Here is a 15,278-nt window from a genome sequence, read left to right on the forward strand (position 1 = left end):
ATGAGCGACGACAGCAGCCACAACGACACCAGCCACAACGACACCAGTCACTACGACAGGTACGGCAGTGACGACGTCACCACCGGCCGGCGCCGGGCCTCGAACCGCGGGCGCGGACGGCCTGTCGGGGAGAACGGTGAGCCGTTCGAGTTGAAGGGCAGCCCGGAGACGCTGGCGGCCCGGGCAAAGGACGTATGCCTGCGCCTGCTCACCGACCGCGCGCGCAGTCGCGCCGAGCTCGAGCAGAAGCTGGCCCAGAAGGGGTATCCGCAGGCTGTCACCCAACGAGTCCTCGATCGCCTCGCCGAGGTCGGCCTGGTCGACGACGCGGCCTTCGCCGAGCAATGGGTCCATTCCCGGCACACCTACTCCGGCAAGGGCCGCCGCGCACTGTCGATGGAATTGCAGCGCAAGGGAATCGACCAACAGATATCCGCGGATGCGCTGTCGCAGATCAGTTCCGACGACGAATACGAGCGGGCCGCCGAACTGGTGCGCAGGAAGCTGATTCGAACGACGTCGGCAGACATCGCCGACCGCGACGACCGGGAAAAGTTGATGCGGCGATTGGTCGGCATGCTTGCGCGGCGGGGCTACCCGTCGTCCATGTCGTTCGCCGTCGTCAAGGCTGAGCTGACAGGCCTGGGGGCGGGCGCCGGCGAGCTCCCGGAGGGCTGATATCTGGATGGGTCAGTGCCGGTCAGTGCCGGTCAGCGCCGACGAGGTGTCTTCCCGCGGTACCGGCTGGTAAGCCAGGCGCCTCTGAGTGTCATCAGTACACCGAGGCCGATGCCCCATCCCAGTACGGAGAACGCCACCCCTACTCCTTCCTGGCTGGTGACCGTCCGGCTGGCATCGACGGCGAATGCGGTCGTGAATCCCGCCGTCGTCCCCGTGGCGGCGGCGAGGCCACCTGCCTTCGTCCAACGCGACAGGTGAGCGGCGACGAAACACACCAGCACCACGGTGACGCCGCACGCCACCACCTGCCAGGTCGGGAACTTGGTTGGTGCGGGCAGCGCCGGTCCGCGGAATTCGCCGAGGGAGTCGGCCGACCAACTGAGCCAGCCCGCGCAGGACAGGAATCCCAGTGCGAACGCGACCAGGCCGCTCGCCCACAGCCCCAGCCGGCCGCTGCCCGTACGCCAGCGATCGAGTTCGGCTTGCTCCGACCTCCAGGCAGATCGGACGACGTACGCACCGAACAGGCTCGGCACACCCACGAAGATGAAGACGATCCACACGAACTGAGACCAGGAGAAGTCGAATCCGGCGAACATGCCTCGAGTATGCGTCAGTTCGGGGCCGAAAACCGAAGGGCTCGCGCAGGATCGGAATCCTCTGCGAGCCCTTCGAAGGTGTCTGTCGATCAGCGCGGTGGCCGAGACTGCACAGTGTCGCTGAAATCGTCGATGCCCGGGGCGCCGTCGAGTTCGTTGGTGTCGATCGGTACGACGGCCGGGCGGCCGCCCTTCTTGCCGCCGGTGCGCAGGCGCTTCTCGAGCCACGTCGCGAACGAGGTCAGCGCGAAGTTGATGATCACCATGATCACGCCGACCACGATCAGCGCGGCGAAGAAGTTGCGGTAGTACGACGCCGACTGCTGGCCGCTGCGGATCAGTTCGATGTAACCGATCTGGTAGCCGAGCGCCGAGTCCTTCAGTGCCACCACCATCTGCGAAACCAGCGCCGGCAGCATCGTGGTGATCGCCTGCGGCAGCAGGATCAGGCGCATCATCTGGCTCTTGCGCATGCCCAGCGCCGACGCGGCCTCCGTCTGTCCCTTCGGGAGTGAGAGGATGCCGGCGCGCAGGATCTCGGCGATGACCGAGCCGTTGTACAGCGTCAGGCCCACGACCACGGCGGCCAGCGCCAGCTGGCTCGACGGGAAGACGCCGTACTGCGCGAACGCCTGGTAGGCGAAGATCATCAGGATCAGCACCGGGATGGCGCGGAAGAACTCCACGAATGCGCCGCTGAGCCAGCGGATCCAGCGATGGTCGGACAACCGGCCGATGCCGAGGACCGCACCTAGGATCAGCGCGAAGACGATCGACAAGGACGCGGCGATCAGGGTGCCCTTGAGGCCCGGTAGCAGGTACGTCGTCCAGGTGAAGTGGTCCAGGAACGGCGACCACTTGTCAGCCTCGAGCTGGCCGTTGTCGGCGAGCACGTTCAGTATGTACAGCACGACCGCGACGAGGACGATGCCGAAGCCGATCGCGATCAGCCGATTGCGAACCCGGGCGCGCGGCCCGGGGATGTCGAAGAGAACGCTCGACTGCTGAGTCATCGCTTCACCGCCAGACGCTTGCCGAGGTAACCGAACAGGAACCCGACCGGCAGCGTCAGGATCATGAAGCCGATGGCAAAGATGCCGAAGACCAGGAACAACTTGTCCGCCTCGTTCTCGATCATCGTCTTCATCAGGAGTGACGCCTCGGCGACACCGATCGCCGAGGCGATCGTCGTGTTCTTCGTGAGGGCGATCAGCACACTGCCGAGCGGTGCGATGACCGCGCGGAACGCCTGCGGCAGCACAATCATCCGAATGCCCTGGGTGAAGGTCAGACCGAGCGAACGCGCGGCTTCGGCCTGACCGATCGGGACGGTGTTGATGCCCGACCGCAGAGACTCGCACACGAACGCGGCGGTGTAGACGATGAAGCCGAGGACTGCGAGCCGGAAGTTGTTCTGATCGATGAACTTCGACGAATCCTCGGGAGCGAAATGCACGCCGAGGTTCTGGTAGAGCCCCACCGAGCAGAACACGATGATGAGGGTCAGCGGCGTGTTGCGGAAGATGTTCACGTACCAGGTCGCGAAGATCCGCAGGATGGGTACGGGGGAGACCCGCATGGCGGCGAGGATCGTGCCCCAGATCAGGGCGCCGAGCGCCGACCAGAAGGTGAGCTGCACCGTCGTCCAGAATGCACTGACGAGCTGGTCACCATAAGTATCGATCAGTCCCATGTCACCTCCTCCGCATCAGTAACGGTCGACGGCCGGCGGCGCGGGCAGCGCGTAGCCGGAGTCGCCCATGGTCGCTTCGAGTGCTCGCTGCCATGCGCCGGTGGCGATCATGTCCTCGATGGCATCGTTGATCTTCATGCGTGCTTCCGTGTCGCCCTTCGGCAGCCCGACGCCGTACAGCTCGGTGGTGAACGGTTTGCCGGCGAGCTTGAACTCGCCCGGGTACTGCGCCGAATAGCCCGCAAGGATGATGTCGTCCGTGGTGAGCGCGTCGACCTTGCCGCGGTGCAGTGCCTCGACGCACGACGAGTAGCTGTCGAACTGCTGCAGCTGGACGCCCGGGTACGACTTCTTGATCTTCTGCGCAGGAGTCGAGCCCGACACCGAGCACAGCTTCTTGCCGCCCTCGAGGGACTCCGCACCGGTGATCGAGTCGTCGTCGGCTCGCACCAGCAGCGACTGGCCCGCGACGTAGTACGGCCCGGCGAAGTCGATGACCTTCTTGCGGTTGTCCGTGATCGAGTAGGTGCCGACGACGAAGTCGACCTCACCGTTCTTGATCAGGTTCTCGCGCTGCGCCGACGGCGCCTCGCGCCAGGTGATGCCGCTCTCGGGCACGCCGAGATAGTTCGCGATGTACTTCGCGACCTCGACGTCGAAGCCGGTCATGTCCTTGTCGGGCTCGCGCAGGGCGAGTCCCGGCTGGTCGTACTTGGTGCCGATCGTCAGATGGCCCTCGGCGGCGTCGGCCAGCACGTCCCGCGGTTCGCTGCTGCCGCACGCGGAGGCGGTCAGGACGACCGCGGTGAGTGCGGCGACGACCGCCAGCGCGCGAGGCGCTCGATTGAATATGCGTCTCATGATGTGTGTTCCGTCCCCGTCAGTGCCCGAGGATCTTGCCGAGGAAGTCCTTGGCGCGGTCCGACTCGGGCGCGGTGAAGAACGTCTCCGGGTCGGTGTCTTCGACGATGGAGCCGTCGGCCATGAAGATGATCCGGTCGGCGGCCTTGCGGGCGAACCCCATCTCGTGGGTCACGACGATCATCGTCATGCCCTCCTTCGCGAGGGCCACCATGACGTCGAGGACCTCGTTGACCATCTCGGGGTCGAGCGCGGACGTCGGCTCGTCGAACAGCATGACCTTGGGGTCCATCGCGAGTGACCGTGCGATGGCCACGCGCTGCTGCTGTCCGCCGGACAACTGCGCGGGGTACTTGTCGGCCTGCGATTCGATGCCGACCCGCGCGAGGAGCGCGTGGGCGCGCTTCTTCGCTTCGGCCTTGTCGAGCTTGCGGACCTTGAGCGGTGCCAGCATCACGTTCTCTAGGACCGTCTTGTGGGCGAACAGGTTGAAGCTCTGGAAGACCATGCCCACGTCCGACCGGAGCCGGGCGAGGGCGCGGCCCTCGGCCGGGACCGGCACGCCGTCGATCGTGATGGCACCCTTGTCGATGGGTTCGAGGCGGTTGATGGTCCGGCACAATGTCGACTTGCCCGACCCCGACGGGCCGAGCATCACGACCACTTGGCCGGTGGGGATCTCCAGGTCGATGTTCTTCAGAACATGCAGGTCGCCGTAGTGCTTGTTGACCCCCTGCATGGAGATCATCGAGGGGGTTCCGGGAGCCGCTCCGGTGGTCTCAGGCTGCGTCATAACGCGTAACCCTATATGCACCTATTGCGTACCCGCTGGTCTAGCGCCGATCGATCTTGAACGATCAAGTAACGGTCGGTCGGCGCCGACGAACATTGTGGCCGCGACAGGCGCTTTTGTCAGGGGCCGTACCCTTGGGTGCGTGGAGACGATCGACCAGAACGCCGGGCGCAGCTACGAGGTCCGCACCTACGGCTGTCAGATGAACGTGCACGACTCGGAGCGGCTGTCGGGTCTGCTCGAGGACGCCGGGTACACCAAGGCGGCGGCGGGGGAGCAGGCCGATCTGGTCGTCTTCAACACGTGCGCGGTGCGGGAGAACGCGGACAACAAGTTGTACGGCAATCTCAGTCACCTCGCCCCGGTGAAGGAGGAGCGCCCGGGGATGCAGATCGCGGTCGGCGGCTGCCTCGCGCAGAAGGACCGCGACACGGTCGTGAAGAAGGCGCCGTGGGTCGACGTCGTGTTCGGTACCCACAACATCGGCTCGCTTCCCGCGCTGCTCGAGCGGGCGCGGCACAACGAGAAGGCCCAGGTCGAGATCCTCGAATCGCTCGAGGCGTTCCCGTCGACTCTGCCGGCCAAGCGTGAGTCCGCCTACGCGGGCTGGGTGTCGATCTCCGTCGGTTGCAACAACACCTGCACGTTCTGCATCGTGCCCGCGCTGCGCGGCAAGGAGGTCGATCGTCGTCCCGGAGACATCCTCGCCGAGGTGCAGGCGCTCGTGAACGAGGGTGTCCTCGAGGTGACGCTGCTGGGGCAGAACGTCAACTCGTACGGTGTGTCGTTCGCCGACCCCGACATCCCGCGTGACCGTGGCGCCTTCGCGAAGCTGCTGAGCGCGTGCGGGCAGATCGAGGGTCTCGAGCGCGTCCGGTTCACGTCCCCGCATCCGGCAGAGTTCACCGACGACGTCATCGAGGCGATGGCGACGACGCCGAACGTGTGCCCGCAGTTGCACATGCCGTTGCAGTCCGGGTCGGACACGGTCCTCAAGACGATGCGCCGGTCCTACCGCAGCGCCAAGTTCCTCGGGATCATCGAGAAGGTCCGTGCGGCGATGCCGCACGCTGCCATCACGACCGACATCATCGTCGGCTTCCCCGGTGAGACGGAAGAGGACTTCCAGGCCACTCTCGATGTGGTCCGCCAGGCGCGCTTCACCAGCGCCTTCACGTTCCAATACTCCAAGCGTCCGGGCACGCCGGCCGCGGAGATGGACGGTCAGCTTCCCAAAGCCGTTGTGCAGGAACGCTACGAACGCCTGATTGCGCTCCAGGAGGAGATCACTCTCGACGAGAACCGCAAGCTCGTCGGCACCGAGGTCGAGTTGCTCGTGACCGCGGGCGACGGCCGCAAGAACGCGGAGACCGCGCGGATGAGCGGCCGGGCCCGCGACGGCCGACTCGTTCACTTCAAGCCCGAGGGCAACCTCGACGGCGCCCTGCGTCCCGGCGACGTGATCACCGTCGTCGTCACCTCGGCGGCACCGCACCACCTCGTCGCCGACGACACCGTCCTCACTCACCGCCGCACCCGCGCCGGTGACTCGTTCGAACGAGGAGTCACGCCGAAGACTCCGCCGATCGGCGTCGGACTGGGACTGCCCCAGGTGGGCGTTCCCGCACCGCTGCCAGCACAGATGGGATGCAACGCATGAGCGCCAGCGGCGACGCGGCCGACAACGAGAAGCGTCCGGGCGGAGACGTACCGGATCCGATCGAGGAGTATCAGAAGGACTTCGAGGCGGCCGAGAAGAAGATCGCCGGTGAGATCGACCCCGGCATGCGAGCCGTGGTCGTCGCGGTGTGCGTGCTCGTGCTGCTGCTGTCGTTCACGTTGCCGCACACCGGATCTGCGAACGGCTGGGACGTGCTGATCTACGCACCGTCCGCCGTCGACGAACACGTCAAGCTGCCGTCGCGGATCTTCGTGTGGCTCGCGCTCGTGTTCGGCGGCGTGTTCTCGATCCTCGCGCTCCTCACACGCCGCTGGGTCGTCGCCTGGATTGCGCTCGCCGGCACTGCGGTCTCCACAGTCTTCGGGATGCTCGCCATCTGGTCGCGTCAGACGCTGCCGGCGGCGGAGGCCTCCAGTTCTGGTCCCGGGTTCGGTCTGGTGCTGGGGTGGCTCACCGTCATCGTGCTCACGTTCCACTGGCTCAAGGTCGTGTGGACCCGCACTGCCGTGCACCTTGCCGCTGAGGAGGAACGCCGCAACGCGGCGGAACAGGATCCGCGTAACGACTGGACCGTCTGAGAGTCGTCCTTCCGGCTCCGAAAACGAGCGAGGGGTGTGACGCCGTCCGGCGTCACACCCCTCGCTCGTTCGTCACTCTCAGAGTTCGTTGACCGCGCCCTCGGCTGCGTCGGCCCACTCACGCCACTGCTTGGCCTGCGCGAGAGCCTTCTCCGCGTCCTTGGTCTTGCCGGCCGCGGTCGCCTTTGCGGCCTGGTCCTCGAACTGCGCGACGCGCTCGCGGAACTGTGCAGCACGTGCGAGCGCTTCCGGGTCGGTGCGCCGCCACTCGGAATCGGCGGCGTCGCGGACCCGCTTCTCGATCACGCGGAGCTTTCCCTCGAGGTCGTGCATACGTTCGCGCGGAACCTTGCCGATCGCGTCCCACTTCTCCTGCAGGTCGCGCAGGGCGGCGCGGGCGCCCTCGATATCCTTGTCGGGGTCGATGCTGCCGGCAGTCGCGAGCAGTTCCTCCTTCGCGACAGCGTTCTCGGCGAACTCGGCGTCCCGCTCGGAGGCTGCCGAGTTCCGGGCCGCGAAGAAGACGTCCTGCGCCTCCTTGAAGCGGCGCCACAGAGCGTCGTCTGCCTCGCGGGGTGCGCGTCCGGCGGCCTTCCACTCCGCGAGCAGGTCCCGGAACTCGCCGGCGGTCGGACCCCATTCGGTGGACGTGGCCAGCGCCTCGGCCCGCACCACCAACTCCTCCTTGCGCGTCTTCGCGGTCGCGCGGTCGCGGTCGAGTTCGGCGAAGTGGGTGCCGCGCCGGCGGTTGAAGGCCTCGCGGGCCTTCGAGAACCGCTTCCACAGTGCGTCGTCGGTCTTCCGGTCGACACCGCGGAGCGTCTTCCACTCGTCGAGGATCTCGCGCAGGCGGTCGCCGGCAGTCTTCCACTGGGTCGACTCGTTCCCGAGCTGTTCGGCCTCGGCGGCAAGGGTCTCCTTGCGAGAAGTCTGCTCCTGGCGGGACCGCTCCTTCTCCTGCTTCGCCTGGGTCGCGGCCTGCTCGGAGCCCTCGATGATCGCGGACAGTCGCGTACCGAGCGCGTCGATGTCGCCGATCACCGCGGCGGTCGGCAGCGTCTCGAGGAGCGCCTCGGCAGCGGTGCGGGTCTTCTTGGGATCGCCGGCGCCGGACGCGAGGCGTGCCTCGAGCAGACCGACTTCGGTTGCGAGGTCGTCGTAACGGCGGCCGAAGTGGGCGAGACCCTCGGCGGCGTCGCCCGCCTGCCAGGATCCGATCTGTCGTTCTCCGTCCGCGGTCTTCACCCACGCCGTGCCGTCGTCGTCGACGCGGCCGAACAGGCTCGGATCGCTGGTCGTTGTGGCGTGAGAAGCGTGTGCCGAGGCCGGACCGGGCTTGGGGGCGCCGGTCTTCGCGGCACCGGGCTTGGCCGCGCCGGGCTTGGGGGAACCCGGCTTGGGGGAACCCGGCTTGGGTGCGTTGCTCTCGGTCATTGTTCCTCGTCTCTGCCGCGCGTCACGGCTGCCTCATCACACTGTCGCCTCCGCACCGCGTCCCCTTCGGGTCGGGGCCGGTGAGATCGTGCAGCGACTGTCCACGACTATTGAAACAGGTATGACCCTCGGAGGGCGTCACCTCGGGGTCGACTACCGTGGCGCAGTGTGTTGACAGCCGCGGCCTTCGTGCCTTCTCCGCCAGTGTTGGTTCCCCAATTGGCTGGTGCCGCAGCATCGGAAACCGACCGGTTGCGCACAGCCGCAGTGGATGCGGTGGGCAGGCTCGCGGACACGTGCACCGAGTGGACGGCGATCGGCGTCGCCGAGGCGGGTGGCGCGGCGGTCGAGGTGGCGGCCGAATCGTGCGGCACCTTCCGAGGATTCGGAGTCGACATCCGGGTGGGGCTGTCCGAGGACGCCTCCGGTGACCCGGACCCCGGCATGCCGCTCGCGGCACTCGTCGCCGGTTGGCTGCGGGGCCGGGCCGCGCCGGCGACGTCGGTGCGGGTGCGGGTGCTGGCGGCAGACACGCCGGCCGACGAGTGCGCGAGGCTCGGCGCGCGGCTGCGGGCCCAGTTCGACGCGTCCCCCACGCCGCAGGGCCTGCTCGTGGTCGCGGACGGTGCGAACACGTTGACCGACAAGGCTCCGGGGGCGTTCGACGAACGCTCCGTCGATCTGCAGGCGGCACTCGACCGTGCGCTGGCCGACGGCGATGCCGCCGCGCTGGCCGCGCTCGATCCGGAACTGTGCGCCGCGGTGGGGCTGTCCGGACGTGCTGCGTGGCAGGTGCTTTCAGCGGTCTTCGGCGGCGAAGCAGGATCCGGACAGCCGCGGAAGACCGAATCGCTGTACACGGGCGCTCCGTACGGCGTCGGCTACCACGTGGGAATGTGGTTGCCGTGACCGACGTCTCGACCCCCATTGCGATCGTCGGCCCCACCGCCACCGGTAAATCCGATCTGGGACTCGACCTCGCGGAGCGGCTCGGCGGCGAGATCGTCAACGTCGACGCGATGCAGTTGTACCGCGGGATGGACGTGGGTACCGCGAAGCTGACGGTCGACGAGCGCCGCGGCATCCCGCACCACCAACTCGACGTCCTGGACGTCACCGAGACCGCGACCGTGGCCCGCTACCAGGAGTCCGCGGTGCGCGACGTCGAGGAGATCCGCGCGCGTGGAGCGGTGCCGATCATCGTGGGCGGCTCGATGATGTACGTGCAGTCGCTGCTCGACGAGTGGGCCTTCCCCGCGACGGACCCGCAGATCCGGGCACATTGGGAGTCGGTGCTCGCCGAGGGTGGGGTGGCGGCGGTGCGCGCCGAGCTCGAGCGGGCCGACCCGGAGGCGGCGGCCGCGATCCTGCCGACGGACGGACGTCGGATGGTGCGCGCGCTCGAGGTCGTGCAGCTCACTGGCAAGCCGTTCGCGGCTTCCGCCCCCACGATCGGCGAACCCCGTTGGGGCACAGTCATCGTGGGAGTCGATCGGGACACCGAGGCGCTCGACGCCCGGATCCGTCTGCGCACCGAGCTGATGTTCGAGCGGGGTCTGGTCGACGAGGTGGAGCAGCTGGTCGGGCGCGGCCTGCGTGAGGGTGTCACGGCGCAGCGGGCGATCGGCTACGCGCAGGTGATCGCGATGTTCGACGGCGAATACGACCGCGCGGAGGCGTTGGAGCGCACGTTCATCGGCACCCGCCGATACGTGCGTCGGCAGCGGTCCTGGTTCCGGCGGGACCCGCGCGTGCACTGGGTCGACGGCGCCGAACCTGCCCTGCTGGACGGCGTGCTGCGCCGGGTCGAGGGCGACTGACACCCCGCTAGAGTTGACGTCATGGAATTCAGCAAGGGCCACGGTACCGAGAACGATTTCGTGATCCTCCCGGATCCGGATGCCGACCTTGCGTTGCCGGCGCACCGGATCGCGGCGTTGTGCGACCGTCAGCGTGGGCTGGGCGCGGACGGCGTCCTGCGCGTCGCGCGGGCCGGTTCGCTTGCTGCGGTCGGTGTGCTACCGGAGCTTCCCGACGGCGTCGGCCCCGACGACTGGTTCATGGACTACCGCAACGGCGACGGATCGATCGCCGAGATGTGCGGCAACGGTGTCCGGGTGTTCGCGCACTATCTGCGGGCGACGGGGCTGGAACTCCACGACGAGTTCGTCGTGGGCAGCCGGGCGGGCGCCCGCCCGGTCCGCGTGCACGCCGCCGACCACGTGCACGGCGATGTGACCGTTGACATGGGCCGGGTGCGGGAACTCGGGACGTCCACGGCAACGGTCGGGGGGCGGATCCTCGAGGGCATCGGCATCGACGTCGGCAACCCGCACCTCGCATGCGTCGATTCCGAGCTGACACCGGCCGCGCTCGCCGACCTCGACCTGACGGCGGCGCCCGGCTTCGATCCGGGCTTCTTCCCAGAGGGCGTCAACATCGAGATCCTGACCGCACTCGCCGATGGGGCGGTGCAGATGCGTGTCCACGAGCGCGGGGTGGGGGAGACCCGGTCGTGCGGTACCGGCACGGTGGCCGCTGCGGTGGCGGCGCTGCGTGCGCACGGCGACACCGACGGCAAGGTCGAGGTGCGCGTCCCCGGTGGTCGTGTCGAGGTGTCCGTCGAGGGCGGCCGCGCCGCGTTGCGTGGTCCGTCGGTACTGGTCGCCGCCGGTGAGATCGACGATCGCTGGTGGACCGAGCTGGGCTGATGCCGAGCCCGCTCGGGTACCGGCACCGGACGGAAATCGACGTGCACGCCGCGCGCGCTTCGTGGGACCATGAAGGTGTATGACGAAATCACATCGCACCCATTCCCCGTCGGCGGACGGATCCGCCGAGCATGCAGCCTCCGACGAGGCTGACTACTTCGACGATTCGTCGGCGCCGTCCGTCGGCGACATGCAGCTCGACGAACGCGCCGCGTTGCGCCGAGTGCAGGGTCTGTCCACCGAGCTCACCGATGTCACCGAGGTCGAGTACCGGCAGCTGCGCCTCGAGCGCGTCGTCCTGGTCGGTGTCTGGACATCGGGCACCGCCGCACAGGCCGATGCGAGCATGGCCGAGCTCGCGGCCCTCGCCGAGACCGCCGGCTCCGAGGTTCTCGAGGGCCTGGTCCAGCGCCGCGACAAGCCTGATGCCGCCACCTACATCGGCTCCGGCAAGGCCGAAGAGCTTCGGCAGGTCGTCCTCGCGACCGGCGCCGACACCGTGATCTGCGACGGCGAGCTCACCCCCGCGCAGCTCACGGCGCTGGAGAAGGTCGTCAAGGTCAAGGTGATCGACCGGACGGCGCTGATCCTCGACATTTTCGCCCAGCACGCCACCTCTCGCGAGGGCAAAGCGCAGGTCGCGCTCGCGCAGATGGAGTACATGCTCCCGCGTCTGCGCGGCTGGGGTGAGTCGATGTCCCGGCAGGCCGGTGGTCGTGCGGGCAGCAACGGCGGCGTCGGCCTGCGTGGTCCCGGTGAGACGAAGATCGAGACCGACCGTCGACGTATCCGCGAGCGGATGGCCAAGCTGCGCCGCGAGATCAAGGGCATGAAGGCGGCACGCGACACCAAACGCAGCTACCGGTTGCGCAGCGAGATTCCCGCGGTCGCGATCGTCGGCTATACCAATGCCGGCAAGTCGAGCCTGCTCAACGCGCTCACGGGATCGGGCGTGCTGGTGCAGAACGCACTGTTCGCGACGCTGGATCCGACCACCCGGCAGGCGTCCTTCGAGGACGGCCGCGAGTACGTGCTCACCGACACCGTCGGTTTCGTGCGGCACCTCCCGACCCAGCTCGTAGAGGCGTTCCGGTCGACGCTCGAGGAAGTCACCGACGCCGACCTGCTGCTGCACGTGGTCGACGGGTCCGACCCCCTGCCCACCGACCAGATCAAGGCGGTCCGCGAGGTCATCACCGAAGTCATTCGCGAGAACGATACGACCGCTCCGCCCGAGTTGATCGTGGTAAACAAGATCGACGCTGCGGACCCGGTGGTATTGACCCAGCTGCGCGGGCTCCTGCCCGGCGCGGTGTTCGTGTCCGCCCGAACCGGGGAGGGCATCGATGAGCTCAGCACGCTACTCGGTGAGATCGTTCGACGACCGGAGGTCGAGGTCGACGTGCTCGTGCCCTACTCGCGCGGGGACCTCGTCGCTCGCATCCATTCGGACGGACAGATCCTCGACACCTCCCACGAGGAGGACGGCACACGGATGCGAGTGCGGGTCCCCGAGTCGCTTGCCTCGGCGCTGGTGGAGTACGCCGGGCGTGGATAGCCGTTGCGGCGCCGGCCGGATCTCACTCGCCGGTGCCGCGATCGCGTTGATCCCGTCGATGCTGCTGGTTCCGTCCGCGGCGGCGCAGAGTTCCGGCTCCGGTGTGCTCGTGACGGACGCGCGATTCGAGCCGGTCTGTACCCCGACCGATCCGGCCGTGGCGGAGCTGTCGGGACTGGCGGTGGCCGACGGCCGGACCTACGGCATCGGTGACAGCGGCACCGACGACGCCGTCGTCGTGTTGGACGGGGAGTGCGCGGTGACGGGAACGGTTCCCGTCCCGGTGGACCCGTACGACATCGAGGACATGGGTGTCGGCCCGGACGGCAGGCTGTGGCTCTCCGACACCGGCGACAACCAGCGTGTTCGTTCGACGGTGGCGTTGATCAGCCTCGATCCCGGGTCCGGGGACGGGCAGTTGCACCGGCTCACGTATCCGGACGGTGCGCACGACGCCGAGACACTGCTGATCCAGCGTGACGGAGTCCCGTTGATCGTCACGAAGGAAGTCCTCGTCGCGAACGGGATCTATCGCCCGGCCGGTGGAACGGCGCTCGACGGCCTCGCGGCGCCCGGCCCCAGCCCGCTGGAGCGGGTGGGTGAGGTGCGACTCGGCCCCACGACCACGCCGGGCGGTCCGGTGCCGGTCGGCGGATCGACTCTGGTGACCGGTGGTGCCGTCAGCGCGGACGGAACCGTGGCCGCGCTCCGGACCTACACTGACGTTTACCTGTTCTCGGCTCCGGACGGCGACCTCGTCCGCGCGTTGACGACCACGACGCCGGTGCGGGTAGCCCTCCCGAACCAGCCTCAGGGCGAGGCGATCGCCTTCACACCGGACGGGGACCTGCTGGCCGGATCGGAATCCGCGGGTGGAGCGCTGCCGCCGCTGCAGATCCTTCGCGGCGCCGCCGACCTGGCGCGCGACGACTCCTGGTCCGGTGGATCGGTGTCGCTGTCGGCGTCGGTCGACGAATCGGCCGCCGACGAGGCGTCCGGTGGGACCGCCGCGGGCGACGGCGCTCCGCGGTGGTCCACCCCGGCGCTCGTCGGCGGTGCCCTGGTCGCCGGTCTGGCCACGTTCGGCCTGGTCCGTCGGCGGTCACGGTCGCAGCGGCACTGAGCGGATTGTCGTCAGGCGTTCCGGATCAGGTCGGCGCATCGTTCACCGATCAGCATCGTCGTGATGTTCGGGTTGACCGCGACGATCTTGGGCATCACCGATGCGTCGGCCACCCGTAGCCCCCGCACGCCCTTCACCCGCAACTGGGGGTCGAGGGGAGAACCCTCGTCGGGACCCATGCGCACCGTGCCGACCGGGTGGTAGACGGTGTTGTGGGTCCGGGTGACGTAGTCGGCGATCTCGTCGTCGGTCTGGACCTCGGTGCCCGGGAACAGTTCCCGGCCCGCCCACTCGGCCATCGCGGGCTGGGCGACGATCTCTCGGGCGCGGCGGATGCCCTTGATCATGATGTCCATGTCGTACGGGTCGGTGAAGTAGCGCGGATCGACTCGTGGCTTGTCGCGGAAGTCGATGCTGCGCAACCTGACCGTGCCTCGTGAGCGGGCATGGGTGACGTTGGGCGTCAGACAGAACGCGTTCTCCGACGTCGGATAGCCCTGTCGCACGGTGTGCATGTCGAACGGGACGCTGCCGTAGTGGAACATCAGGTCGGGGCGGTCGAGATTCTCCTCGGTGGGGGAGAAGATGCCGATCTCCCACCACTGCGTCGACCGGGTCACCATGGGCTGCTCGGCCTCCCACTGGATCACGCCCTCGGGATGATCCTGCAGGTTGCTGCCGACCCCCGGCGAATCGACGAGCACCTCGATGCCCATCTCGCGTAGGTGCTCGGCCGGCCCGATGCCCGAGAGCATCAGCAGCTTCGGGGAATCGATCGCCCCCGCGGACAGGATCACCTCACGGCGTGCCGTGATTCGCCGCGAATGGATGCCGTCCTTCAACAGGACGTCGACACCGACGCACCGGCCGTTCTCGATCGGCAGCTTCTTCGCCCAGTGATCGGTAAGGATGGTGAGGTTGTCCCGATCGAGGATCGGGTGCAGGTACGACACCGACGACGACGAGCGCACACCGTCCTCGCGACCGTTGATCTGGAAGAAGTTGGCGCCGTTGACGATCGTCTCGCCCTCGTTGAACGTCGCGCGCGGGATACCGGCCTGCTCGCACGCGTCGAGTATCGCGACGCCGCACGGGTCGTTCGGTGGGACGTCGCGCAGTACGACCGGTCCGTCGTGGCCGTGATGCGCACCCGGGCGGGCGTTGTTCTCGAGTCGCTTGATGAGCGGGAAGATCGTCTCCGCCTCCCAGCCGGCGCATCCGAGGGCACCCGCCCACTCGTCGAGGTCCTCCCGCGGAGGCCAGAACGCGATGCACGAGTTGTGCGACGAACAGCCTCCGAGTACGCGGGCGCGGGCGTGCCGCATGAAGGAGTTGCCCTTCTCCTGCGGTTCGATGAGATAGTCCCAGTCGTAGCCGGATTCGAGCAGCGCCATCCAGTCCTCGAGAACCAGGATCTCGTCGAGCCCGACGTCGCTGGGCCCGGCCTCGATCAGCGCGACGGTCACCGACGGGTCCTCGCTGAGCCGGGCCGCGACCGCCGCGCCCGCCGATCCGCCGCCGACGACGACGTAGTCGTACTCGTGCTCCTGCTGCTGGGAGGTCATG

At 68.1% G+C, this 15,278-nt stretch carries 15 protein-coding genes; 8 read left to right on the forward strand and 7 right to left on the reverse strand.

Annotation, left to right across the window (positions count from 1 at the left end):
- A complete protein-coding gene (gene recX, locus C8K36_RS15490) occupies nt 1-678 on the forward strand; it encodes a recombination regulator RecX (RefSeq protein ID WP_107985397.1) in 678 nt (225 codons plus the stop codon).
- A gap of 32 nt (nt 679-710) precedes the next feature.
- Here recX and C8K36_RS15495 read toward each other — a convergent pair whose 3' ends face one another.
- From C8K36_RS15495 to C8K36_RS15515, 5 genes are all read right to left on the reverse strand, one after another.
- Nucleotides 711-1,280, reverse strand: a complete 570-nt coding sequence (locus tag C8K36_RS15495) for a hypothetical protein (protein ID WP_107985398.1) — start codon at nt 1,278-1,280, stop codon at nt 711-713.
- An 89-nt stretch (nt 1,281-1,369) separates the two neighbouring features.
- On the reverse strand, nt 1,370-2,293 hold the full coding sequence (locus C8K36_RS15500; RefSeq protein WP_107985399.1) for an amino acid ABC transporter permease: 924 nt from the start codon (nt 2,291-2,293) through the stop codon (nt 1,370-1,372).
- A complete protein-coding gene (locus C8K36_RS15505; RefSeq protein WP_107985400.1) occupies nt 2,290-2,973 on the reverse strand; it encodes an amino acid ABC transporter permease in 684 nt (227 codons plus the stop codon). Before C8K36_RS15505 ends, C8K36_RS15500 begins: the two co-directional genes overlap by 4 nt.
- A gap of 15 nt (nt 2,974-2,988) precedes the next feature.
- Nucleotides 2,989-3,834, reverse strand: a complete 846-nt coding sequence (locus C8K36_RS15510) for a glutamate ABC transporter substrate-binding protein (protein ID WP_107985401.1) — start codon at nt 3,832-3,834, stop codon at nt 2,989-2,991.
- Between the two features lie 19 nt (nt 3,835-3,853).
- Entirely contained in the window at nt 3,854-4,582 is a 729-nt protein-coding gene (locus C8K36_RS15515) for an amino acid ABC transporter ATP-binding protein (RefSeq protein ID WP_181319591.1), read from the reverse strand.
- A 187-nt stretch (nt 4,583-4,769) separates the two neighbouring features.
- On the opposite strand from C8K36_RS15515, the gene miaB reads away from it, so the two are divergent.
- Together miaB and C8K36_RS15525 are read left to right on the forward strand one after the other, a co-directional pair.
- Complete coding sequence (gene miaB, locus C8K36_RS15520; RefSeq protein ID WP_107985403.1) at nt 4,770-6,287, forward strand: tRNA (N6-isopentenyl adenosine(37)-C2)-methylthiotransferase MiaB; 1,518 nt, start codon at nt 4,770-4,772, stop codon at nt 6,285-6,287.
- Nucleotides 6,275-6,886, forward strand: coding sequence for a hypothetical protein (locus tag C8K36_RS15525; protein WP_420910897.1), 612 nt, complete (start codon nt 6,275-6,277; stop codon nt 6,884-6,886). The genes miaB and C8K36_RS15525 overlap by 13 nt, the downstream gene beginning before the upstream one ends.
- Nucleotides 6,887-6,964: 78 nt before the next feature.
- Here C8K36_RS15525 and C8K36_RS15530 read toward each other — a convergent pair whose 3' ends face one another.
- Nucleotides 6,965-8,320 (reverse strand): DUF349 domain-containing protein, encoded by a 1,356-nt coding sequence (locus C8K36_RS15530; RefSeq protein ID WP_107985405.1) that lies wholly within the window; start codon nt 8,318-8,320, stop codon nt 6,965-6,967.
- Between the two features lie 168 nt (nt 8,321-8,488).
- On the opposite strand from C8K36_RS15530, the gene C8K36_RS15535 reads away from it, so the two are divergent.
- From C8K36_RS15535 to C8K36_RS15555, 5 genes are all read left to right on the forward strand, one after another.
- Complete coding sequence (locus tag C8K36_RS15535) at nt 8,489-9,229, forward strand: hypothetical protein (RefSeq protein ID WP_107985406.1); 741 nt, start codon at nt 8,489-8,491, stop codon at nt 9,227-9,229.
- Nucleotides 9,217-10,140: a tRNA (adenosine(37)-N6)-dimethylallyltransferase MiaA gene (gene miaA, locus C8K36_RS15540; protein ID WP_107985407.1), complete on the forward strand. Its 924-nt coding sequence runs from the start codon at nt 9,217-9,219 to the stop codon at nt 10,138-10,140. Before C8K36_RS15535 ends, miaA begins: the two co-directional genes overlap by 13 nt.
- Before the next feature lie 21 nt (nt 10,141-10,161).
- Nucleotides 10,162-11,031 (forward strand): diaminopimelate epimerase, encoded by an 870-nt coding sequence (dapF, locus tag C8K36_RS15545; RefSeq protein WP_107985408.1) that lies wholly within the window; start codon nt 10,162-10,164, stop codon nt 11,029-11,031.
- A gap of 79 nt (nt 11,032-11,110) precedes the next feature.
- Entirely contained in the window at nt 11,111-12,589 is a 1,479-nt protein-coding gene (gene hflX / locus C8K36_RS15550; RefSeq protein ID WP_107985409.1) for a GTPase HflX, read from the forward strand.
- Nucleotides 12,590-12,647: 58 nt separating this feature from the next.
- Nucleotides 12,648-13,712, forward strand: coding sequence for a hypothetical protein (locus C8K36_RS15555; protein ID WP_107985526.1), 1,065 nt, complete (start codon nt 12,648-12,650; stop codon nt 13,710-13,712).
- An 11-nt stretch (nt 13,713-13,723) separates the two neighbouring features.
- Here the strand turns inward: C8K36_RS15555 and C8K36_RS15560 are convergent, their stop codons facing one another.
- A complete protein-coding gene (locus C8K36_RS15560) occupies nt 13,724-15,277 on the reverse strand; it encodes a GMC family oxidoreductase (protein WP_107985410.1) in 1,554 nt (517 codons plus the stop codon).
- Nucleotide 15,278: the final 1 nt, after the last annotated feature.

Source organism: Rhodococcus sp. OK519 (genome assembly GCF_003051005.1).
GTDB lineage: Bacteria > Actinomycetota > Actinomycetes > Mycobacteriales > Mycobacteriaceae > Prescottella.